Origin of the sequence: uncultured Gemella sp. (assembly GCF_963537375.1) — a bacterium.
GTDB lineage: Bacteria > Bacillota > Bacilli > Staphylococcales > Gemellaceae > Gemella.
In genome coordinates, this window is sequence record NZ_CAUTDQ010000010.1 from 14317 (window position 1) to 39916 (window position 25600).

The following is a 25600-nucleotide window of genomic DNA, read 5'->3' on the forward strand; positions in this document are numbered from 1 at the left end:
TTTTTGTGTTAAAATTTATTTTAAAAAAAGAAACTATACTTACAACTTTATACACAATTTCATTGTCTTTATTAATAAATAGATTCTCAATAGAATACTTATATATGAATAAGTCAATATATGGATTCATTCATTTTATACTACTTTCTATAATTTTCTTTAATAGTTGGTTACTGGAAGTAGTTCACTTAAACAGATATGGTAAAGATAGTTTTCTAAATTATTTCTTTTTAATTTTTCAAACTTTTGTTATCTTAAATTTATTAATAAGAAATACATTTGATATTAAATTCATTCTTGCAACATTAGTGCTTTTATCTGTGATATTGAGTGTTCAACACATTGTGGAGTACATCCTTACAGATAATAAACAATTAATGATAAAAAAATTAACAGAACCGTTTAGTTACATTCACACTGGACGAACATTAACCCTCTTTTTAGGTTTAATATTTATTGATTATTGTTATTGGTTTATATTTCTTTCTTTTACGATAAGTCAGCTATTCCCTAGTTTCATATCTAGAAGTATACATGTAAGAGATATTAATTTTAATCATTTAACTAGTCATTTATTTATTATGACTAACTTTGTTACTTTTTCTCTAGCACTAAGTGATTTAAAACTTAATATCCCTGTGAATAGATATTGGTTAATTAGTATTATTTTTATTATTTTACTAAGTATCTATTATAGAATTTTCAAAACTATCGATCGAACTTTAACTAAGCAATCTGGTAATACATACATAATCGGAATATATTTTACAATATTTAGTATAACTTTTATTAATCAATTTATTATTTCAGAATTCAATTTGATATATATACTTCTAGCTATTTTAACAATATATATAAGTAAACTATCTTTTAAACAATATAAAAAACAAACCCGATGATAATCTTTCATATTTAGAAAGTTTATCATCGGATTCTTCTTATCTTGCTTCTTCGTAATCTAACACTTCAGACACCTTACTAGCAATATACTTCGCTAATTTTTCATGATTTTTTTCATCTAAGTGAATACAATCGATTAATGAAGCCTCTGCTACACGCCCCGCATTTAAAAAGTCTACTTCATATTTATCACTAACCTCTTTAAATGTTTGAGCTAAGAATTTTGATTGTTTTAAACTATTTTCGTCAAATTCCCCAAATAAGCTTTGTCTTTCTACTATTTCATCACGTAATGGAACAGGTGAAACAACAAGAATCTTCGGAATTTTATATCCAGCGATTAAATGAGGATTTCTTATATATTTAATATATTCTTCAATCCCTCTAGCAATATGTTTCGCACTCGGATTAAATTGTTTTTTCAAATCATTAGTCCCTAACATAATTATTACTAAATCTACAGGTACGTGACTTAACATTAAAATTGGTAGTGTATCAATACCACATCTAACAGGTACAATCGTATCTTTTGCAGTAACTGTTCTTCCACAAAGAGCTTCTTCTATAATAGTATCATTAGAACGAAATTCTGCTAGTAATTTAGTCCAACGTTTATCAGTTCTTACTCCATCCTCACCTGGAACATATCCCCAAGTGTTACTATCCCCAATACATAAAATACGCATAATTTTCTCCACCTTTTTTCATCTAAATTCTTCTTAATTTTATCAAACTAATATAAAAAAAGCAATAGAGCCAGATGATAAAAGTACTAATAATTGTTATCAGTGCAGTATTTTTGTAAAGTTCTACTTCATGATTTATAATAACAATATTATAAATTAAGGAGGATAAAATGATACAAACAAATTTCCATCATAAAAAACATTATAAAATTCAATCATATTCAAAAAAAGTACTTTATACAACATTAATTTTAACAATAAGTTTTGCATTATTAGAATATATCGGAGGGCTTCTTTCTAATTCATTAGCATTATTAGGTGACTCATTCCATATGTTCTCTGATGTTATCGCATTAGGTTTTAGTTTAATTGCTTTGATATTCAGTTCAAAAAAGCCAAATAAAAAATACACTTTTGGTTTTGTGAGACTAGAAGTATTAGCTGCCTTTATTAACGGTTTAATGCTAGTTGGTATTTCTATTTATTTAATTTTCGAAGGGTTTATGAGATTCTTCAATCCTAAAGACATTGATTTCAAATCAATGCTTATAATATCGTCAATAGGATTAATCTTCAATATTGTAGTAACAATAATTTTAACAAAAAGTTTAAAAGAAGAAGATAATCTTAATATCCAAAGTGCTTTATGGCATTTCCTTGGTGATTTAATCAGTTCAATTGGAATTATAATTTCTTCAACAATTATTTACTTTACAAACTATCAAATCGTTGACGTTATTATGAGTATTATTATCAGTATAATATTATTTAAAGGTGGATATAAAATTACTAAATCATCATTTGTAATTTTAATGGAAGCTACTACTCTAGATACTGAAGGAATTTACAATAAAATCAAAGAAATAGAAGGTATTTCTGATATTCATGAATTTCACATTTGGCACACTGATACAAATGAAATCAACGCAGCAATGCACATTCTTTTAAATGAGTATAATACAGTTAAAGATTACACAATAGTAGAAAATGTAAAAATACTTCTCAAAGAAGAATATAATATTGAACATTGCTTTATCGCACTAGAAAATATTAAATACAACGATCATAGTTTATAAAAAAAGGAGTCTAAGTTGATATTTTTTCAACTTAGATTCCTTTTTATAATTCCAATAAATCTATCGTCTTCTCAATTTTATACGTAGGTACTACCTCTGGATTAGAGATTTTATGAATATCTACTAAACAACTATCAATCCCTGCATTATTAGCACCTAATATATCCGATGTAAGAGTATCTCCTATCATTAAAACTTCATCCTTATTTTCAACACAGATTTCTTTTAAAATAATATTAAAAAATTCTTTATCTGGCTTTTTACTTCCAATTTCTTCGGAAATAAAAATCTTCTCAAAGTATTTATTAAGATTATTATTTTTTAATCTTGTATGTTGAGTAACACCTATTCCATTAGAAGCTACATATAATTTATGAGTTGTTGTTAATTTCTCTAACATCTCAATTATTCCATCAAAAAGTTGATTTCCTTCAGCAAGATATCCTCTATATCTATTATCTACTTCACCACCATCAACTTCTCTATCAAACAACTTAAAAAATCTTATAAATCTTTCACTAGTAACTTCTTTATTCGATATTTCTCCACGTTCGAAACTTCTCCATAAAGATTTATTTATCGTTTCATATTTTTCAAACAACTCATCATTATACTCAATATTTTCATCTTCCAATAATTTTTTAAAAGCTAAAACTTGTGCTTTACCGAAATCTAATAAGGTATCATCTAAATCAAATAATAAATATTTATACTTATCTAAAATCATCTGTACTCTCCATCTTTTTATTATCTATTTATTATAACATAGAGTATGATTTTTTAGAAAAAATAGCTTTACTTGAATTAGAAATTGTATTTCAATTACTTATTTATTTTTAAAATATTCACGAACTCGTGGAGCTACTTCTTCTCCAAATAGTTTTATAGCTTTCATTATATCTTCATGTGGCATAGACCCAAGAGGTAGGTGTAGCATAAATCTATCTAATCCTAATGTTTCTATCATATCAATAAGTTTATTTGCAACTGTTTCTGGACTACCTACTAACATAGATCCATCTGGCCCTACGCTATTTAAATATTGTTCGAAAGTAAGAGGTCTCCAAAATGGTCTATCTTTCGAAATTGCATCAACAACCTGTTTTGTAGGATGGAAATATTTTTTAATCGCTTCTTCATCCGTTTCAGCTACGAATCCCCAAGAATGTGAAGCAACTTTTAATCTATCTTCACTATGACCTGCATTACGTCCTATAGCTCTATAATAATCTATTAAACCTTTGAAAGCTTTGTATTGCCCTCCAATTATAGCATATGCTATTGGTAATCCTTTTTGAGCAATTTTAATAGTTGACTCTGTATTACCTCCTGTCGCTACCCAAATAGGAAAATCTTCTTGAACACTTCTTGGATATACTCCTTTATTATTAACGCTTTGAGTATGTTTTCCTTTCCATGTTAACATTTCATTAGCTTTAATTTTCTCTAACATCGCTAATTTTTCATCGAACAGTTCTTCATAATCACCTAAATCATAACCGAACAACGGAAATGATTCTGTAAATGATCCACGACCTACCATTACTTCTGCTCTACCATTAGATATTGCATCAATAGTTGCATATTGTTGATACACCCTTACTGGGTCTGATGATGATAATACTGTTACCGCTGAACTTAATTTTATATTCTTAGTAACAGCTGCGCCAGCTGCAAGTAATATCTCAGGTGCTGATACTGCAAAATCTTCTCTATGATGCTCACCAATTGCGTAAAGATCTAAACCAACTTCATCAGCAAGTTTCATTTCCTCAATCATATTTCTAATACGTTCATCATGTGCAGGTGTTATTCCTGTACCTTCAATTTCTGTAGTTTCACCAAATGTACTAATTCCTAACTCTATCATTTTATGTCCTCCTATATTATCTCAATTTCAAGATATTTATTTATTAAAAAAGGTATAAGCCTCTAGTTTATTTTTTTTAAGATTTCTTTTAATATTACTAACTCTTTGTCATTTATTTTTTCAAAAATTCTCTTAGTATTTTTTTTATGAATTGGAAAAATATCATCGATTAATTTCATTCCTTCTTCAGTCAACCTTATATAAGTTACTCTTTTATCCTTTTGGCAAATTTTTCTAATAACATATCCTTTTTTTTCAAGACTATCAACAACATAAGTTGCACTACCACTAGCAAGCAATATTCTATCTCGTATTTCTTGAATACTCTTCTCACCTTTACTATATAAAAATTCCATAACAGAAAATTCAGTCGCATTAATTGGATAATTCTTTAAAGTTTTCTTTAAATCATCTACTAATAAATTGCTTGCTCTCATTATTCCGATAACGGCTTTAAACTCATTATTCATAAGTATTCTCCTGTTTTTACTATAAATATTTCTTTTGACAATTATCTCGAATATGAGATAATTGTACTTTATTAACTATATATTGTCAAAGAAATAACATTAAAAGACATCTAGAGATAATTCTCTAAATGTCTTTCTTGATTATTCTGCAAATTGACTTTGATATAATTCTGAATAGAAACCTTTTTGTTCTAATAACTCATCATGGTTTCCTTGTTCGATAATATCCCCATCTTTTAACACAAGAATCTTATCTGCATTTCTAATTGTTGATAAACGGTGAGCTATAACGAATGTAGTACGACCTTCCATAAGTTTATTCATAGCTTTTTGAATTAATACTTCTGTACGTGTATCTACACTTGAAGTTGCTTCATCAAGAATTAATATAGGCTTATCAGCAAGTATTGCACGAGCGATTGTTAATAATTGTTTCTGTCCTTGCGAGATATTTGAAGCATCTTCATTTAATTCCATATCATATCCACCCGGTAAAGTTTTAATAAAGTGATGAATGTGAGCTGCTTTAGCCGCTTCTATAACCTCTTCGTCAGTAGCATCCAAACGACCATAGCGAAGGTTTTCCATTATTGTTCCTTTAAATAACCATGTATCTTGTAGTACCATCGTAAAGTAAGAACGAAGCTCAGCTCTATCTAATTTAGATATATCTTTTCCATCAATAAAGATATTTCCACCATTGATATCATAGAATCTCATAAGTAGTTTAACCATTGTTGTCTTCCCAGCACCTGTAGGACCAACTATAGCAACCATCTCACCTTTTTTAACATCACTAGTAAAGTTTTTAATAATAATCTGATCTTCTACATAGCCGAATTTAACTTTATCAAATACAACATTACCCTCTTTATTAGTAACTGTTTCAAGTACTTCTGCATCTTCTTCATCTTTAGCATCTAAAAACTCAAATACTCTTTCTCCAGCCGCAGCCATCTTTTGAATTTCTGACATAGACTGTGCTATTTGACCAATTGGTTGAGTGAAGTTTCTTATATATTGAATAAAAGCTTGAATATCCCCTACACCAATTGTTCCTTTAGAAACTAATAATCCACCAGAGAATACAATACCAACATAACCAAGGTTCCCAACAAAGTTAATCACAGGAAACATTAATCCTGAGAAAAAGTTTGCTTTCCAAGATGATGTATATAATTGTTTATTTTTGTCGTTAAACTCTTTTACACTTTTTTCTTTATAGTTGAATGCTGCAATAATATTTTGGCCTGAGAAACTTTCTTCTACTTGCCCATTCACATCAGAAAGCATTTTTTGTTGACTTCTAAAATATTTCTGACTCCATTTTGTTATAGCACCTAATAATATCCCCGAAACTGGAATTAAAGCTAACGCAATTAATGTCATTAGAGGACTTATTGTAAACATCATTACAAGAACACCTAATACAGTCGCCGTATTAGAAATAATTTGTGTAAAACTTTGGTTTAGCGATTGTCCTAAAGTATCAACGTCGTTTGTTACACGTGATAAAGTTTCACCTACTGTACGTTGTTCAAAGTATCCAACAGGTAAAGTATTTATTTTCTTACTAATATCTTTACGAATATCATAAGTCATTTGTTGAGAAATATTACTCATTAACCAACCTTGAATAAACATAAATAATGATGAAAGTATATATAAACCTAATACAGTAAGCAATATTCCAGCTATTTTCTCAAAGTTAATACTACCTTCATTACTAATCTTAGCTACTAATCCTTCAAAAAGTTCTGTAGTTGCTTTCCCCATAATCTTAGGTCCTACTATACCAAATACAGTACTAGCTAATGCAAAGAATACTATCAATATGCTTGAGAGTTTATACTGTGTAAACATCAATTTGATAATTCTTTTTAATGTTCCAGAAAAATTAGTTGCTTTTTCGATTTTTGTATCTCTATCCATGATGTTTACCTCCTTTTTTTAATTCTTCTTCACTAAGTTGACTTTCTGCAATTTCTAAATACGTTGGACAACTTTCTAGAAGTTCTTGGTGTTTTCCAATTCCTACAATCTTACCTTCATTCATTACGATAATCTTATCAGCATTTAGAATTGTTGCGATACGTTGAGCTACTATAATAGTAGTTATCCCAGCCATTTCTTCTCTTAAAGTTTTTCTTAATTTAACATCTGTTTTGTAATCTAATGCTGAGAAACTATCATCAAAAAGTAGAATCTTTGGATTTTTCGCTAACGCACGAGCGATTGAAAGACGTTGTTTTTGTCCGCCAGAAACATTTGACCCACCCTGTGAAATTTCACTATTAAACTTATCTTCTTTTTCATTAATAAATTCTATTGCTTGAGCAATTTCAGCAGCTTTTCTCATTTGTTCATCTGAAATATTTTCATCAGCAAATTTAATATTTGATTCAATATTACCGCTGAATAATACTCCTTTTTGAGGAACAAATCCTAATATGTCTCTTAATTTACTTAAGCTTATATCTCTGATATTAACTCCATCAATTGAAATTTCACCTTCACTAGCATCGAAGTATCTAGGAATTAAATGAAGCAATGTAGATTTACCACTACCTGTACTTCCTATAATAGCTGTAGTTTTTCCTGCTTCTGCTTCAAAACTGATATTACTTAACACTGGACTATCCGCACCATCAAATGTGAAGCTAACATTGTTAAATTTAAGCGTACCTTTTACATCTTGAAGTTTACTATCATCAATATTTTCACCATCAACAACAGTTACATCAGTAGCTAATACTTCATTAATACGACCAGCAGCAACTTCTGCACGAGGTAGTTGCATCATTAAGAATGTAAAGAACAAGAATGACATTACTATCTGCATTGTATATGTTATAAATGCCATCATATCTCCAACTTGAATACTACCTGAATCTATATTTTTTCCACCAACCCAAATTATTAATAATGCAATTCCATTCATTATTAACATAATCATCGGCATAAGTGCTGATAATGTTCTGTTGATAAAAAGTTGTTCATTTTTAAGAACAGTATTTTCTTTATCAAATCTTTCTTCTTCGTATTTTTCACGACCGAAAACACGAATTACAGATATACCAGTTAATGCTTCACGAGTTACTAAGTTAACTCTATCAATTAACTTCTGCATAATTTTGAATTTCGGCATTACTAAGAATGAGATTATTCCTAATGTTAAACCTAGAATACCTACACCTAATGCAATTATCCAAGTCATTCCAGTATCTGTTTGTGTAACTTTGTAGACCCCGTATACTGCCATCATCGGAGCATAAATTGCAATAAATAACATCATATTTAAAGCATTCTGAATTTGTTGAATATCATTCGTACTTCTTGTGATTAATGAAGCAGTTGAAAATTTATCAATATCTTGTTTAGAAAATGATAATACCTTATTATACAGTTTTTCACGTAAATTATAAGCTATCTTCGAAGAAATTCTACTCGCTATGAAATTCGAAATAATACTTCCAATTCCAGAAATAAATGTCACAATTATCATCATAATACCTACTTCTTTAAGGTAGTTTTTTCTAATCTCATTAGTGTCAATTCCTACATTATTTCTATATTCTTCTTTTACATAACGAATACCAGCCTGTTTTGTAATCATATCTGCTGAACTTCCTAGATCACTTATTGATTTTTGTTTTTGTTCAATTAAGCTATCTTTCTTAACTAAACCTAATTTTACTCCTTCTGCAACCTTAGCTAAGTCTAGTTTTTCAGATTTTGCACCAGATACTACAGTCATAGTATTTTTTAATATATCATTTAATTCACTACGTTCTTGCTCATTAATACTATCAAGTTTATAAATATCACCATCTTTTGTATATTTAGATGAAACTTTTTTAATTTCATCATCAGTCATAAATAATTGTAACTCGTTAAAAGATTTTTCACTGATTTTCTCAGGTACTGCATCTGGAATACCGCTTTGTTGTATACCTTTATCGACAATATTACTTGTGTAAGTTGGTAACGCAAGCTCTGCGACAACACGAACTCCTAATATTGCAACTAAAAATATCATCGGCACTAAGAAACCTTTTAAATATTTAATTAGTTTCATTGTTATCCTCCTTATCTTTTAGTTCTTCTCTTAATACTAGATTTGTTTTTGTTAGTAATATATTAAAAGCATCCTTTTCTCTAGCATCAAATTTATCCCACATAGACTTGAACCAAGTTTCATAAGCTTTTCTATGCGATTCAATACATTCGATTCCTTTTTCAGATAAACTAAGATATTTTTTTCTTTTATCTTTTTCATCTGTACTTTGAACGACAAAATCTTTTTCTAGTAATTCACTTACAAGTGCTGTAACTCTAGGTTTTGTCACACATAATTCCTCACCTAATTCTTGCATAGTAATTTTTTCTCTAGATGATAAAAATAACATTGCCTGAAATTCAGGTTTTCTGTATGGAGTGTCACTTTTTTTATGAATTCTTTTCATAATTAAGCGGAATTCTTCCATCATATCGATTGCCTGATGATATGATATTTCATTTTCACTCATTTTCTACCTCCTTTATATTTGTAAATTAGTTAATAAAGTTAACTAATTAGTTAACTTTATTAACTATTATATTTTATTTTATATCTTTAGTCAATAGCTAATTTAATTATTTCAACAAAAAAAGATTAACCTAGAAATTCTCTAAGTTAATCTTTATTTTTATTTACTAAATACCCATGCTTGAGCAATATTGTTTTTCAGATCATTTTCTGTGAAACCGTTATAGCTTGTAAGTTTTACATCATCATCATTTGGATCATTTATATAGAATTTATCATCTTCAAAGCCTCTAATAACTTTGTACGTTACTCTATCACCGAATACACCAGATTTTAATCTAACAAGAACTGGCTTATTGTCTTTTATAGCACTCTCTATATTTTCAATTAATTTGTCCGTCTCAACTCTTTCAACCTTAAGGTTATACTTATCTGCAAAAGCTGGGACAATTGTAGGTTGTGTTCCTTGATTTTTAATATAGTATTTATTTCCTGCCCAAGACGCAAGTTCTTCTACTGTTGCTTCATCTTTACCTATGTACTTCGCAATCATAGCAAGTGAAATAATAGCATCTCCATTAGTCTCGATTGTTTTCTTACTATCTAATCCATATGAAATATTTTTATATGCATCTTGTTTCATATAATACATAGGAACAGAAAGACCTTTTTGAGGTAAGTTTAGTAGCTGTTCTTTTCTCTTAGCATTATAATTATCTACATTTATTAGATAATATAGGTAACCCTCGATTCCCTCTTTTAATGAATCTATATACTGCTTATTCACAGTTTCATTATTCAATAGGTCAACATCAACTTTTTTATCTAAATTTGCTGATATAACTTTTACTTGTGGTAATTTATCACTAAGTTGAGAAAAATTCCCTTGTTTTTCAGAAGACGATACTTTTGATAAATAGTGTTCTGAAAGGTTTTTCTCGATACTTCTCGCTACTATTGCAGACTGTTGAGTTCCGTAGTATATTTTCACTCCAAAACTATCTTTATTAGTAGTGTTTATAGTATCTATGTCCATTAACAATTCTACTGAATTTTCTGCGGCAATTTTTGTTATTTCTTCCTTTGTAGGCGAAACGTCATCATTGTCCCTAGTTAAAATCACTTTTATACCATCTTTTTCTAATAATTCTTTTAGCTGTTTAGCTACTTTTAGATTATAAGACTTAGAGTGTACTCCTTTATAATCAACACCCTCATCTTGTTTTGTTACTGGATTTAATAATATTGAATAAGATTTTAGCTTTTCTTTATTTTGATCTTCAGGACTCTTTTGTCCACTTCCCAAAATACTCCATCCTGGCACCCATCCAACAAAACTATCATTTGTTTTGATTTCATACCAAGTATCCGACTTACTTAACATTTCAACATTATCCCCAGCAGTTACTTTTTTTAATACTGGATATGTATCATCCGGACCTGTTCTCAGCTCTATTTCTTTAGAAATAGTAATATTATTCTGAGCATCAGCCGAAGGATTCATCTTTTCTCCAATGAAGTTTATAAGCCCTCCTATTACTAATAATAATAGTAGTGCAAATATTACTAATAATACTCCATTTCTATTTCTTCTTTTTATTCTCATATTAATTTCCTACTGATAGTTTTTCGTAAACAATAGTTACTGGACCATCATTAACAATATTCACTTCCATCATTGTTTGAAAAATTCCAGTCTCTACCTTTACACCTTCTTCTCTTAGATATTCATTAAATTTTTCATATAATTCATTAGCTTTTTCTGCACCCGCAGCACTCGTAAAACTAGGTCTATTACCTTTCTTAGTATCGGCATATAAAGTAAATTGAGAAACTGATAATATACTACCACCTACGTCTTTTAGACTTAGATTAATTTTATCATTTTCATCTTCAAATAAACGAGCTTGAGCTATTTTCTTAGCTAAATACTTTGCATCTTCTTCAGTAGATTCCTTATGTACTCCTACTAGAAGACAGTATCCTTTATCGATATTTCCCACTATTTTATTATCTACACTTACACTAGCTTTTTTAACCTTTTGCAATACAATTTTCATATTTCCACCTATTTAACTATTCTTTCTACACTATAAACATCTGGAATTTGTCTAAGTTTTTTAATCATGAATTCACATTCACTAACATTTTTCACATATATTCCAATAGTTATTACACAAGTTTTATCAACTTTGGATTCAGAATTTAATTTTTTTATTTCTACTCTACTCTCACTTAATGTTAATAGTACATTTTGTAATAATAAATCTCTATCGAAAGCGTGTATTTGCAATGTAACACTATAACGACGAGCATTTAAGCTTTCTACCCACTCAACTTCAAGTAATCTAGCTTTATCCTCTTCTGTTAAATTAGGACAGTTGTGTCTATGAACAGTAACACCACGTCCTTTAGTAATAAATCCTACAATTTCATCTCCAGGTATAGGCTGACAACATTTTGATAATCTAACAAGTATATTATCGACACCTTTTACATAAACACCTGTTTCAGTCACTATTTTTTTAGTTTCTTCTGCATTGAAAAGTTTCTCAATTTTTTCTTGAGTCATCTTTTCTTTTCTGATTTTCTCTGTTAATCTAGCAAAAATTTTATTGGCTGTTATACCACCATAACCAATAGCAACATACATTTCTTCAAGATTAGCAAATTTATATTTATTTAATGCAACTGCAATGTTTTCATCAGTTAACACCTCATCAATATCAAAGTTATTTGCTTTAATCTCATCTTTTAATAATATTTCACCTTTAACTAAGTTTTCTTCACGAGCAGCTTTTTTGAAAAATGCTTTAATTTTGGATTTAGTTTGTGATGATGTAGCAATTTCTAACCAAGAACGTTTTGGCCCTGTAGAATTTTTACTAGTACGAATATCACAAATTTCACCAGTAGATAATACATAATCAAATGGTTCTATTTTATCATTTACTGTTGCCCCTACCATTTTATTACCTACTTCCGAGTGAATCGCATAGGCAAAGTCCACAATACATGATCCTTTTGGCAATTCTATAATATCACTATTTGGTGTGAATACATAGATTTTATCACTTAATAAATCTACTTTTAATGATTCCATAAAACTTTCTGCTGTTGCTTCAGTTTCATCATTTTCCGCAATTTTTTGGAACCAGTTTAATTTTTCATAGAAGTTATTATTTTTATTTACTTTCTTACCTTCTTTATAAGCCCAGTGAGCGGCAATCCCTTTTTCTGCAATCTCATGCATTTCATAAGTTCTAATTTGAACTTCTAGAGTTTGTCCATCTGGTGCTATCACCGTAGTATGTAATGATTGATACATATTAGGTTTTGGCATAGCAATATAGTCCTTGATTCTTCCTGGAATAGGAACCCAAAGATTATTCACTAGACCTAAAGTAGCATAACAATCCGCTACACTATCAACTAATACACGAACAGCTAACAGATCATAAATTTGGTCAAAAGTTTTATTTTGTTTAACCATTTTTTTATAAATACTATAAATATGTTTCGGTCTACCAGTAACTTGGGCTTTAATATTGTTTTCCGCTAAAATCGAGGTAATACTTGAACATGCATCTTTTATGCTTTCTTCCCTAGCACTTCTTTTCTGTTTCATCATTCCTACTATTGAAAAATACTGAGATGGATGTAAATATCTAAGTGAAGTATCTTCTAGCTCCCATTTTACTGAACTTATCCCCAATCTATGAGCTAAAGGTGCATAAATCTCAAGTGTCTCACTAGAAATTTCGCGTTGTTTTTCCTCTCTCATATATTTCATAGTTCTCATATTATGTAGCCTATCTGCTAACTTAACGAAAATTACACGTAAGTCCTTTGCTATAGATACAAATAGTTTTCTATGATTTTCTGCTTGTGATTGTTTTTTAGAGCGGAATTTTACTTTATCTAATTTTGTAACACCATCAACTATTACAGCTATATCTTCACCAAATGTTTCTTTAATATCATCAAATGTATACTTAGTATCTTCCACAACATCATGTAAAAATCCTGCACAAATTGTTGCATAATCTAATTTAAGCTCAGTTAAAATTCCTGCAACTTGAACTGGGTGTAATATGTATGGTTCCCCTGATTTTCTAAATTGTCCTTCATGAGCAACTTTTGCAAATTCATAAGCTTTTCTTATTATTCTTATTTGCTCTTCTGATAAATATTTACTCGCCATATCTTCTACATTTTCATAACTATATGGATATTCAAGATTCACAGAAATTCCTCCTCTATCAAAATTTAATCTACCCTTTATAATACCACAAATCAAAGAAAATTTCCCGTGATTTAACTAAAAATATTACAATTTTATAGTATTTTCATGATTTATTTAATTAGCTATTAAAAACCATATTAGTGATTCAATTGATAAAAATTCTCGACAATAAAATTATAATGTATCTTTTTACTTTATAAACAAAAAAAATCTAGTTCAACACGAAATAGAATTTTTTTATTTATTATTTAGTGTCTACATCTTGAGATAAATCAACTTTATCTAAAGGAATTAGTTTTGTTTTATATCTAATTTTGTGATATAGATAGAAGAATAAGAAGATTGGAACTCCCATATATGTTGTTAACATTCCGCTCCAGTTTACAACACCTTTAGTAATAAGCTCCGTATCTTGACCGATAATAACGATGATACATAATACTAAAGCGATAATTGGACCAACTGGGAACCATTTAGCTCTATATTTTAGATTATTTAAATCTTTACCTTGAGCAATGTAAGCTCTTCTAAATCTATAGTGACTTAATGCAATACCTAACCAAGCGATAAATCCAGTTAATCCACTAGCCGCAACGATATAAGTATACGCATTAGCACTTGTAAGTTGGATTAAGAAAATTAAGAATACTACTACAGCTGTTGCGATTAATGAAATAACCGGTGTTCCATATTTTGTAACACGTCCAAAAATTGGGTACGCAAGTTTATCTTTACTCATTGCATAAAGCATTCTTGTTGATGCATACATACCTGAGTTACCAGCTGATAGAATTGATGTTAGAATTACTGCATTCATGACACTTGCTGCTAAAGCAAATCCAGCATTTTTAAAGACGATTGTAAATGGTGATTTAGCAATTTCTTCCGCACTTGCAGCACCTAATAAATCTGGTGAAGTATAAGGGATTAATAATCCGATAACTAAAATTGCTAGTACGTAGAAGATTAATATTCTCCAGAATACTTGTTTTACTGCTTTTGGAATACTTTTCTCTGGGTTTTCACTTTCTCCAGCAGTAATACCGATTAACTCAGTACCTTGGAATGAATATCCAGCGATTAAGAATACTCCAAGAGTTGCAAGAATTTGTCCAGATAAAGAAGAATCTTCTCCAACGAATGGTGCATCACCAATTGTTAAATTTTTGAATCCAATGTATTCTCCACCTAAAATACCGAAGATAGTTAAACATCCAACTACTAAGAAGATGATTACTACTACTACTTTGATAAGTGCGAACCAGTATTCACTTTCACCATAAACTTTAACACTAAGAGAGTTTAAAGCGATAATAATAACTAGGAACAATAAACTCCAAGCCCAGTGAGGAAGTACTCGCATAGGCTCCCAATAACTAATTGCTAATGCAGATAACTCTACGTCAGCTGCTACTGTAATTACCCAGTTAAACCAATAGTTCCATCCTAAAGCAAATCCTAATGATGGATCCACATAACGTGTTGCATATGTACTAAATGACCCTGATGTAGGAAGATATGTTGCCATTTCCCCTAATGATGTCATTAAGAAATACACCATAAGCCCGATACATAGATAAGCTACAATAGCTCCCCCAGGTCCGGCACTCTGAATTGCTTGACCACTTGTCATGAATAATCCACTACCGATACATCCACCGATAGCAATCATACTAATATGACGTGATCGTAAATTTCTTTTTACTTCTGTTGCATTATTGTTATTGCTGTTGTTTGTCATAATAAAAACCTCCTTGATAAAATAAAAAAGCATAACTTCTACCATATTTGCACGGAGTTATACTTCACATTATCTCTCCAAAACAAGATATTAGTAGCGCAACATAGCCTTACGACTATGACAGTCCTATACTTAGTTCAATATAGGCCCAACAATATTAACATAGGATTAATATCATTTCGGCGACGTTTCCTTTCAAGTAATCTCATCAAGCCCTACACTTTCAATTACTCTACTAATAAAAATCGCAACCTCTACCTCACTTATTTTGTGAGGTATATATTCAATTAACTGTTTATTAGTATAATATACTTTTTTACTGTTGTCAATAAAAATTTTAATTTTTCTAAAAATTCAATTGAATTATTGAATATATTTTATGTTCCTCAAAAAATAAAAGTAATAATATTATATTTATATCTAATATTCTATCAAAAATAAGGAGATCAAAACCCTCCTTATTTTTGCAATACTCACAAGTATCTTTTTATATTTATCAATTTGATAAACAATTGACTAATTAATCATCCTTCTCTTTTTTTTCTTTTCGTTTTTCAATAGTTTATAGTTTGTTATTATTCCTAGTAGTATTATAATCTCTAGTATACTTAATAAAATCTTCATCATCTTTCTCCCCCCTTGATATACAAAGAAACTAAAAATATCAATTTATATTAACTTATCTCTCGCAAATCATACCTTGTCTATATTCTTCTAACAAGATTTTTAACAATTCAATTTGTTTAAGTATCTTAACTCCACTATCAGTATCAACAACTTTTTTACGACAAAGTTTATCTACAACTCTCTTAGTTGAGATAATATCCGTCTCATTTTTGATTGCTTCTTCTTTACTTTGGAATATGTCGTGACTCATTATCTGTAATCCATAAGAGTTGTAAGTTAGCGTATATCCGCCGTGTCCTGTTGTTTTATGGTATGCTCTTGACATTCCTCCATCAATAACAATCGTTCTACCATTAGCTTTTATTGGATTTTCTCCTTTTGTTTCTTTAACTGGTGTATGTCCATTTATTATATGACCCTCGCTAGTTAAACCAAACTCATTTAGTAACTTAATGCAAAACTCTTCATTATCTCTAAGTTTGTAATAAGCATTTTTCACTTCTTCATGAGTAGCTTTATCCTCGATAAAATATCTTTCAAATGTTGTCATATCACATTTTCCAAATAGTGGTGAATATTGTCCTTGCCAAAGATAGAAAAATAATCCATTATCCTCTCTACGATCACAATAAAATATACTACGAATTTTTTTATCGAAAAAGTCTAATAATTTTTTTCCAGAATACTTATGACCTTCATAAGAAAATTCCTGGAAGTTACCTTTCTCATCAACAGGCATACATCCATGTAACAACAGATTGCCATTATAACAACAATACATACCACCTTTGTTAATGAATAATTCAACATGTTTTTTCAACTTTTCACTTGTTATGAATGATTCTTTTAATCTATTAATAATCTTCTCTTCTTCATCAGTTAATAGATAAGGATTTTTTTCATCAACCGTTGGGAAATTGCATGAAGTTAATGGATATTCTTTACAATTAATTTTTACCGTTTGTTTTTTGAAGTTTATCTTATCTAGTAATGCGCGTCTTTGTAATTTAAATTCAGGGTGTTGGTCGATAATTTGTTTTTCTAGTTTAAATTGAATTATCGCCATAGCTTTATGCATTCTTGCTATTTGCATAATTTCATGTTCACTATATTTTAACTCATCATTTTTAGATAATTTCGGTAGAAACTCTTTACAATTATCATCTTTATAATATGTTTCACTAAAATTTAATAGGTTTCTAAGTGGAATTCCGTATCTATCTTCAATAATGTCCAAATTATCATATCTTGCACATATTCTTATAACATTTGCTAATGATATTCTATCTCCAAGATAAGCACCTATCCATAGCATATCATGATTTCCCCATTGAATATCAAGCGAATGATAATTCAGTAATCTATCCATTATTTTATCAGGAAACGGACCTCTATCATAAATATCACCTACAATATGTAAATGATCTATTATTAACTTATGAATACTTAATGATAATTCGATAATGAACTTATCCCCTGCACCTAATTCAATTATATTTTCTAGTATTTTATCATAGTATTCATTTTTATAACTACTTTGCATTTTGTAAAGTAGTTCTTCAATAATATACTTAAAATCTTTTGGCAAGATTTTTCTTACTTTAGATCTTGTATACTTTCTTGCAGCTACCTGTGTTACTTCTAATAAACGAAGAAGTATTATTTTTTGAAACTCTTTATAATCACATACATCGAATTCTTTTCTTAAAAGATTTAATTTTTCTTCTGGATAATAGATTACTGTAGCCAGTAAATTCAAATCTTTTTTAGGTAGTCTGTTTCCAAACACTTCTTTAAGTTTTTCTTTAATAATACCTGAGCCGTTTCTCAAAATATGATCAAAGGCCTCATATTCTCCGTGTATATCACTTAAAAAGTGTTCTGTTCCTTTTGGCAATGTTAATATTGCTTCTAAGTTTATTATCTCCTTGGTTGTCTCATCAATATTTTTAAAATTTTGAGATAGTAATTCTAAATGTTCCCTAGAAATGTTCATGGTAATCTCCTTCTTAATTTTTTCAATTAAATCTTAACATACTTCTATTCGTAATTCAAGAAATGTACACGTTGTTAAGAAACGATAAATCACTCTTTAGATTTTGAACTATAAAAAATATGAAACCAATGTAAAACATCAGTTTCATATTTTATTATAATATTATTTTAATTTCCCTACGAATTTTTCCATTTCTTTCATTTCTTCAAGCGTATCAGCTACAAGAACATACATCGTGTTACCTTGAAGTTCAGCGAAAGCTTCTGGCATTCTTAAAACTGCTTTTAATTTATCTTGATATTTATTTCTGATTTCTTCATCTGAATATACATAATCTTTATAATCACGTCTTGTTGAAGCTAAACCATATTTCTCATCAACATTTAAACCGTTGAATGTTTCTTTAACTACTTCTGCGTAAACTCTGAAATAATCTGTTGAATGTGCAAAGTTATAAACATCCACAGCAAACGCTCCTGCAGGGCGGTTATTGTACTCAATCGCTATATAATCATTTTTAGTTTTAAAGAATTCAATATGGAAGAAACGTTCTTTCATTCCAAAAGCCTTAACAGCATTTTTACCGTATTCTACTAATTTAGGATCTAAATCTTTATCAATGTAATAAACCCAATCTAGAGTATTGTTATTCAATAAATCTAATGGTGTGTGATAATATACAATACTTGTATAAAATACGATATTTCCTTTAGCATCAACTAATCCATCGAAAGTTACTATGTCAGAATTATCAACGAAAGGTTCTAAGAAGTAGTGCGTAGTTCCATCCCATTCTTTTTTGAAATTTTCTACATCTTTCTTATCTTTAAGTTTATAAGTTGCCGCTGCTCCTACTCCATTATCAGGCTTAGCAATTAATGGAAGTTTTAATTTTTTCACACCTTTTTCGATGTCACTATCTTTTTTCACTAAGAAACCTGGTACAACAGGAACTCCAGCTTTTTCAAAGTATTTTTTCATCTCTGATTTATGTTTTGTTTTCTTAAGATCATGTTCTTTTAAACCAAATACATTAAACTGAGTACGTAAAGCAGCATCAAGCTCCATCCAGTGCTCATTTTGAGATTCAATTCTATCAATATGACCATGTTTGTGATATAAGAATGCAACTGCACGTTTTACTTCATCAACATCATCTAGGCTATTAACTCTGAAATATTCAGTAAGAGCTTCTTTAAGTCTTTGATCAAGTTGTTCGTATGGTTCTTCTCCAATTCCCAATACATTAATTCCTTGATTTTTTAATTCAATTGAAAATTTTTGAAAATTGTGTGGGTAATATGGTGATATAACTATGTAATTCATAAATACTTTCTCCTCTTCTTAATTATTATAAATTTAATTTATCTAAAAAGTATGGCATTTGGATTCTCCACCAAGGCCAGTCGTGTGCAACATCGTCGCCCCAAACATCAAACCATGCTGAAATATTTTTTTCTTCAAATGCCTTTTTCAAACTGTAAAATGATGGTAGACCATCTTGTTCCCATGGTCCTAAACCAGTACAAACTATAATATCTGCATTTCTGTAGTGATCTATAAACCATCCATCATTTTGATTCCAAATATTATCACTAGGTGAATTTCTGTAGATTAACTCATCATTACCATACTCACCTACGAAAAATCTAGCATCATAAACTCCACTTAGAGCAATAACTTTTCCAAAAACATCCGGGTGCTGTAAGAAGATATTAAACGAGTGATATCCTCCCATACTACAACCTGTAGCCATCATTTGACCAAACCAACCTGTTTTATGCTTAATAAATGGTATTGCTTCTTCAATTACATACTTCTCATATTGTGTATGTGCTAATGCTCTATCATGACCATTTTTCCAATCGCATAACCATGATTCACTATCTACACTTGATAATGTGAAAAATTGTACTTTCCCTTCATTAATAAATCTTTCACAGGCATGTATCATACCAAAATCATAATACTCATTGTGTGTTCCCCCAGATGATGGAAATACAACGATCGGTAATCCTGCATGTCCATATCTATTAAGAACCATTTCTCTTCCTAAATTTCCACTATAATGACTTAAATTCTCTATATTCAAATTAAATAACCTCCATTTTCTATAAAATACTCTTACCAGTTTTCACTAATGAACCTTAAACATTCCGGTAAATATTTAGCCCAACATTCTTCGCTATGCTCACCATTAGCTACTACATTTAACTTAAGCTCACTAGTTGATAAACCAGCATCAATTAGTTGTCTATAATAATCTAAACTTACATCTATATATAGTTGTTTTAAATTACCATTTGCCAATTGTTTATCTGTATCGTCACCTTCATTTGTTCCTACTTCAATATATACTCTCTGATCCGAAACTTTATGTTTTGATATATATCTATCAAATTCAGGTTTATTTAACCAATTTGCTGATGAAAATACTCCTAGACATCCTACTACATCTTTATGTTCTAATCCTATATATTGTGAAATATTAGCTCCTAAAGAACTACCAATCATCGCTGTGTATTCACGCTGTGGTTTTGTACGATATGTATTATCGATAAATGGTTTAACAACATTTACAAAAAAGTCAGCATACTCAGATCCTAATCCACCTAATGTTAAACCAAAATTTAATATAGGTAAACTTGAGAATTTCCAAGGTGCATATTCATTCATTCTTCCTTCATTATCATTATCTATACCAACTATTATCATTTTTGGCATATCTGGGTTTCTTTTTATCGCCGGAATTACTTTCCATGAGTGTCCGCTAAAAGATTCTCCACTATAAAAAACATTTTGACCATCATTCATATAAACTACTGGATAATGTTTATGTTCATCTTGAGCATATCCTTTTGGTAAAAGAACTCTAATACGACGATTCTTCCCTGTATACGGAACTTTTAACTCATGCTCTTTCATCTCTAAATAAAAATACGCATCTCTATTCATTAATTTTTTCCTTTTAAATTATTATAGCTATAATTCTACAATATTTCTCACATAAAATCAATTAATTGAGTGTTATTTTCTGTAATTTTTCTGAAAAATTAATTTTAACATATTTTTTTTATAATAAATCATAACACAATGTACATTTTTAAATATAAATTTATTATAAATTGCTAAATAAAACAAAAACGGATTGCATAAAACAACCCGTTATTTTCACCTTAAAATTCACTGTATACATATTCTTGAACATTAGAAAAATCAGTGATAAATGAATATATTATTATTCCCATTATTATAATATAAAAGAAAAATATCCATAACATCAATTTCTGATTTTCCGTCATTTTACTTTTTAAGCTTGTAAAGATCTCTTTCAAAATCAATCCATCCTCTCCAACCTAAATGCATTGCATCGTACATATAATATTCCTCATATTCTTTACTAGAATAATCCATTACTTCTATGTTATTCTTTTTAGCAATTTCTTTTAAGTTATTATATGCAACCTGTCTTTTTTCACTATCTATTCCTGTATAATCACTCCATTTACCATTAGCAGGAAGTATTGCGAATTTCATATTTAGATTCAAGTCTTTTACTATTGATAAAAGTATATCTAAATCATCATATTCCTTAGACTCATCATATTTTGTATTTTTAGAACTATTTTTCAGTTGATCATATTTTGTTTTAATATACTTATCGTAATAAGTATTATCAATTTGATAATCATTGTTATTAGTTCTTTCTTTTGCTTCTTCCGTTACTTTTTTATCTAATTCATCCCAATTGTAATTTGGCGTCATATCTCCGCTTAAAGGATAATTTTCTCTTCCTTTATTTTTATAAAAATTATATTTATTTTTTAGACTAAAGACATAATTATCTATCTTCAAAAATGTCCCAGTGAAGAAATTACCCTTTTCTCTTAGAAAGTATCGTTTATAGCTTCTATGCTTTTTATTTAACTCTTTATTTGTAGCTGATAGTTCAATAACTCTATTGATAAACTTTTCTTTAGTTTCTTTACTAATTCTATCATTAGCCATAGTATTATAAACATGCTCACTAGATATTCTTGATAAAAATGCATCTTTCAAGATACCATTTTTATTATCAAACCATTGAATAGATTGAATCATTACGATTTGGTTATTCATCACATCATTTCCAATAGAACCTATCGTTGCTGCATGTATAATATTTTGAGAGTTTCCTACTCCTACCTGCATAATATTAAAATCATTATAATTAAATATTTTCTTAGGATGATAGTTTTCATTTATTGTTGTAGTTAATTCTGACGATCCTAAAAGTAAAAGTGTATTAGGTGTCATGTTTTCTAAAATTATATCCTTACTCTTGTACTTTTCAAATGATGTACTATACCTAACACTATTATCACTTACTTTATAATAGTCTTCTATCTTTTTTAAATACGTCTTATCTAAAATTACAAGTGTAATTAATACCAATACTATTGATATTAAAAATGCTTTTAATCTTATCATCTTTACTTCCTATTTTCTATGTACGAAATTACTTTATTTGGTGTATCTATTTCTTCATATGTCACTTCTGTAGGCGCTATGCTTAGTCCAAAGATTTCTTCTATTTTCACTAACATTTCTACAAATGCTAATGAGTCCATAAGTCCTTCTTCTTTCATATTTATATCTAAGTCTTCTCTTACTACTTCGTCTTCACAGATTTCTTCTAACATTTCTAATACTTGCTCTTTTATCATGCTTTTTCTCCTAACTCAATATTATTTTTTAAGTGCGTGGCTTAATAGTTTATAAGGTTCTCCTGAGAAAATATATAGACCTATTATCACTAAGTTGATAGTTACGAACCAACTAAGTACTTTGTACCACGTTTCATTTTTATACTTTTTGTAAAATTTACTTTTCTTTTGATAATACTCAAATCCTGCCATTAATAAACCATGGTAGAATCCATATGCTATATAGCTTATCGTTAAACCGTGCCAAAATCCCATAAGAACCATGTTTATCATGTAGGCATACATCGCTGTATTCAGCCTTTTCTTAAATCTTTTTTTCTTTGTTGCTTCCATAAAGACTCTTGAGAATACAAAGTCTCTAAGCCACGTTGATAAAGTAATATGCCATCTATTCCAGAAGTCTTTTATATCTATACTTAGGAATGGTTTATCGAAGTTCATCGGTGTTCTTATTCCTAAGATATTACTACTTCCTACAGCCATTAAACTGTATCCTGCAAAATCAAAAAATAAATACAGTGTGTATAAGTACATATATTTCACAGAGTACATAAAAGATGTATGAGTCCCAAGCCCTACTAAATAATGATAACTTAATGTTGAGAATACTACTTTATATAATAATCCCAAAATTAGCCTATATATTCCTTCTCCAGCTAATTCTAAGTACTCTGTCCTCGACATTTTTTCTTTAATTTCACTCATAAAACGTCTACTTCTATCTATAGGACCAGCACTTACAGTTGGGAAAAATAGTAAAAATTGTACATAATCTACTAAATTGATCTTATCTTTTATTAGTCCATCTGATATTTCTATCATAATTTGTATCGTCTTAAATGACATATACGATATTCCAATGAAGGCTAATAGATGTAAGTGCGTGATTGCAAATACTTTATTTATTACTAGCGGCAATATCGATAATACTACTAATATTTTTAGATGTTTTTTATTTTCTGTATTCTGTGCTATTTCCACTAGTACATACTCATAGATAATAAAACCTACTAGATAAGATAACATCGTTGTATTTTTACCATATATAAATGCAGCAAATATTAATGATAGTGCCAATATATAATATTCAATTCTTTTACCTAGGTAATTTATTATAAAACCTATCACCAGAGCTATAGTTAAGAAAAAGAAAAATTCATTCCCGTCAAAATAGCTCATTTTATACTAACTCCTTTAACTTTTTCTTGTCTATTTTACCATTATTGTTTAGTGACATTTCTTCTATGAATACTATTTTTTTAGGTACCATGTATTCTGGCACTAATTTTTTAAGCTCTTGTTTTATTTGTTTAGTTACTTCAAAACGCTTTTCTATTTTTTCGTTATATACTACAAATGATGTCAGCGCCTTTACTTTTCCATCTTCATAACTTGGAACTGTCGCCGCTTGACGAATTTTTTTATTTTTAAGTAGATTATTATCTATATCTTCTAGCTCTATTCTGTGTCCGTGTAGTTTTACTTGGAAGTCTATACGTCCTTCACAAAACAGCATGCCGTCTTTAAAGTATCCTAAATCTCCTGTCAGGTAACTTCTCTCTTCTTTCCCATCTACTTCACCTATACCAAATCTTTCACCTGTTATAGTATCATTTTTGAAATAACCTTTTGCGACAGTATTTCCTGTAATTACTATCTCACCTTTTCCTTCTTCATCAGGATTCTCTAGGTGTACTTTAGTACCCCACTTCACTTCTCCTACTGGTAGGTTCTCATGGTATTTTTGGTTTAATTCTTTTGTTATTTTCACCCATGTGACCATTACTGTAGATTCTGTTGGTCCATATGTATTTATTACTTGAGCATTTTCAAAGTTTTCGTGGATTTTGGCTACAGTAGTACTAAAAAGTTTTTCTCCACAAAATACAAATTGTTTTACTTTTGGCATTAAGCTTTGATTGAAGTTTTTATCTATAAAGCACATTTCAATAAATGATGGTGTTGAAATCCATATTGTAGCATTTGATTTATTCAATTCCTCGAACATTAATTTGAAGTTTTCTTGATGTTTTTTATCTATTTGTACTAAAGATGCCCCTAGATAAATACTTGGCCATAATGACATTACCGATAGATCAAATGAGAATGGTGGATGTCCTAAAAATACTAGTTCTTCTTTTTCATCATAATATCCTGTATACCAATGTAAGAAATTATTCAAGTTGTTATATGTAATACACACACCTTTTGGTTTTCCTGTGCTTCCTGATGTAAATATAATATAGAACAAATCTTCATCTTTTACGTAGTGTTCTTTTGATATTGAACCTTGAGTAGTTGATAGTATTTCTTTAGCAGATTCTACATCTAGCATTTCTCTAGTCAGCTCTATTTTTTCTGTAACAAGCACTAATTTTGAATCTACTGTTTCTACGATTTCTCCTACCCTGTCTTTAGGTGTGTTTATATCTACTGGGCAGAATGCTCTTCCTGATTTCACACACGCTAAAAAGAACACTAACATGAACGGATGTTTATGTCCATATACTACTATAGGGTTCCTGTCTTCTCCTAGTTTCTCTTCTAGATAAAACGCAAGTCTATCCGAATACTCTATTAAATTTTTATATGTTAAATTTTCATTCTGATACATATTATTAATATATACCTTTTTAGAACTATTTCTATACTGTTCTAGTTTTTCAAAAAAAGTTAATTTCATATTTATATTATCCTTGCCTTTATCATTATTATTTATTATCTAATACAATCTATTACTTCTACGAAAACATA

The 25600-nt window shown here is 29.3% G+C and carries 20 protein-coding genes and 1 riboswitch; of the genes, 1 reads left to right on the forward strand and 19 read right to left on the reverse strand.

Features of this window, described 5'->3' with window-relative positions; genetic code table 11:
• Positions 1-938: 938 nt before the first annotated feature.
• A complete protein-coding gene (locus tag RYK99_RS03030) occupies positions 939-1586 on the reverse strand; it encodes a GDSL-type esterase/lipase family protein (RefSeq protein ID WP_314990003.1) in 648 nt (215 codons plus the stop codon).
• A gap of 170 nt (positions 1587-1756) precedes the next feature.
• Between RYK99_RS03030 and RYK99_RS03035 the strand changes: the two genes are divergently transcribed.
• Positions 1757-2662 carry a cation diffusion facilitator family transporter gene (locus RYK99_RS03035; protein WP_314990005.1) on the forward strand — a complete coding sequence of 302 codons (906 nt, stop codon included), beginning with the start codon at positions 1757-1759 and terminating at the stop codon, positions 2660-2662.
• Between the two features lie 43 nt (positions 2663-2705).
• On the opposite strand, the gene RYK99_RS03040 is transcribed toward RYK99_RS03035, so the two are convergent.
• From RYK99_RS03040 to dltA, 18 genes are all read right to left on the reverse strand, one after another.
• Positions 2706-3389: a YjjG family noncanonical pyrimidine nucleotidase gene (locus tag RYK99_RS03040; RefSeq protein WP_314990007.1), complete on the reverse strand. Its 684-nt coding sequence runs from the start codon at positions 3387-3389 to the stop codon at positions 2706-2708.
• A 99-nt stretch (positions 3390-3488) separates the two neighbouring features.
• Positions 3489-4532, reverse strand: a complete 1044-nt coding sequence (locus RYK99_RS03045; protein ID WP_314990009.1) for an LLM class flavin-dependent oxidoreductase — start codon at positions 4530-4532, stop codon at positions 3489-3491.
• A 62-nt stretch (positions 4533-4594) separates the two neighbouring features.
• Entirely contained in the window at positions 4595-5002 is a 408-nt protein-coding gene (locus RYK99_RS03050) for a MarR family transcriptional regulator (RefSeq protein WP_314990011.1), read from the reverse strand.
• 141 nt (positions 5003-5143) lie between these two features.
• The gene (locus RYK99_RS03055; protein WP_314990013.1) at positions 5144-6934 is read right to left on the reverse strand and encodes an ABC transporter ATP-binding protein; all 1791 of its coding nucleotides are present in this window, start codon (positions 6932-6934) and stop codon (positions 5144-5146) included.
• Positions 6927-9080 carry an ABC transporter ATP-binding protein gene (locus RYK99_RS03060; protein WP_314990015.1) on the reverse strand — a complete coding sequence of 718 codons (2154 nt, stop codon included), beginning with the start codon at positions 9078-9080 and terminating at the stop codon, positions 6927-6929. Before RYK99_RS03060 ends, RYK99_RS03055 begins: the two co-directional genes overlap by 8 nt.
• Positions 9067-9531 carry a MarR family transcriptional regulator gene (locus RYK99_RS03065; protein WP_314990017.1) on the reverse strand — a complete coding sequence of 155 codons (465 nt, stop codon included), beginning with the start codon at positions 9529-9531 and terminating at the stop codon, positions 9067-9069. Before RYK99_RS03065 ends, RYK99_RS03060 begins: the two co-directional genes overlap by 14 nt.
• A 159-nt stretch (positions 9532-9690) precedes the next feature.
• Entirely contained in the window at positions 9691-11136 is a 1446-nt protein-coding gene (locus RYK99_RS03070) for an N-acetylmuramoyl-L-alanine amidase (RefSeq protein WP_314990019.1), read from the reverse strand.
• A gap of 1 nt (position 11137) precedes the next feature.
• Positions 11138-11590: a D-aminoacyl-tRNA deacylase gene (gene dtd / locus RYK99_RS03075; RefSeq protein WP_314990021.1), complete on the reverse strand. Its 453-nt coding sequence runs from the start codon at positions 11588-11590 to the stop codon at positions 11138-11140.
• An 8-nt stretch (positions 11591-11598) separates the two neighbouring features.
• Positions 11599-13776, reverse strand: coding sequence for a bifunctional (p)ppGpp synthetase/guanosine-3',5'-bis(diphosphate) 3'-pyrophosphohydrolase (locus tag RYK99_RS03080; protein ID WP_314990023.1), 2178 nt, complete (start codon positions 13774-13776; stop codon positions 11599-11601).
• A gap of 244 nt (positions 13777-14020) precedes the next feature.
• Complete coding sequence (locus RYK99_RS03085; protein ID WP_314990025.1) at positions 14021-15517, reverse strand: amino acid permease; 1497 nt, start codon at positions 15515-15517, stop codon at positions 14021-14023.
• Positions 15518-15603: 86 nt separating this feature from the next.
• A riboswitch (Lysine riboswitch) is annotated at positions 15604-15782 on the reverse strand.
• Positions 15783-16196: 414 nt separating this feature from the next.
• A complete protein-coding gene (locus RYK99_RS03090; protein ID WP_314990027.1) occupies positions 16197-18140 on the reverse strand; it encodes a fructose-1,6-bisphosphatase in 1944 nt (647 codons plus the stop codon).
• 162 nt (positions 18141-18302) lie between these two features.
• On the reverse strand, positions 18303-19466 hold the full coding sequence (locus RYK99_RS03095) for a carbamoyl phosphate synthase large subunit (RefSeq protein WP_314990029.1): 1164 nt from the start codon (positions 19464-19466) through the stop codon (positions 18303-18305).
• Positions 19467-19491: 25 nt separating this feature from the next.
• Complete coding sequence (locus RYK99_RS03100; protein ID WP_314990031.1) at positions 19492-20232, reverse strand: alpha/beta hydrolase-fold protein; 741 nt, start codon at positions 20230-20232, stop codon at positions 19492-19494.
• A 32-nt stretch (positions 20233-20264) separates the two neighbouring features.
• The gene (locus tag RYK99_RS03105; RefSeq protein ID WP_314990032.1) at positions 20265-21095 is read right to left on the reverse strand and encodes an alpha/beta hydrolase-fold protein; all 831 of its coding nucleotides are present in this window, start codon (positions 21093-21095) and stop codon (positions 20265-20267) included.
• Between the two features lie 348 nt (positions 21096-21443).
• Positions 21444-22610: a D-alanyl-lipoteichoic acid biosynthesis protein DltD gene (gene dltD / locus RYK99_RS03110; protein ID WP_314990034.1), complete on the reverse strand. Its 1167-nt coding sequence runs from the start codon at positions 22608-22610 to the stop codon at positions 21444-21446.
• A 2-nt stretch (positions 22611-22612) separates the two neighbouring features.
• Positions 22613-22846, reverse strand: coding sequence for a D-alanine--poly(phosphoribitol) ligase subunit DltC (gene dltC, locus RYK99_RS03115; RefSeq protein ID WP_003145008.1), 234 nt, complete (start codon positions 22844-22846; stop codon positions 22613-22615).
• A 21-nt stretch (positions 22847-22867) separates the two neighbouring features.
• Positions 22868-24025: a D-alanyl-lipoteichoic acid biosynthesis protein DltB gene (gene dltB, locus RYK99_RS03120; protein ID WP_314990036.1), complete on the reverse strand. Its 1158-nt coding sequence runs from the start codon at positions 24023-24025 to the stop codon at positions 22868-22870.
• A gap of 1 nt (position 24026) precedes the next feature.
• Positions 24027-25529 carry a D-alanine--poly(phosphoribitol) ligase subunit DltA gene (dltA, locus tag RYK99_RS03125; protein WP_314990038.1) on the reverse strand — a complete coding sequence of 501 codons (1503 nt, stop codon included), beginning with the start codon at positions 25527-25529 and terminating at the stop codon, positions 24027-24029.
• Positions 25530-25600 lie beyond the last annotated feature (71 nt).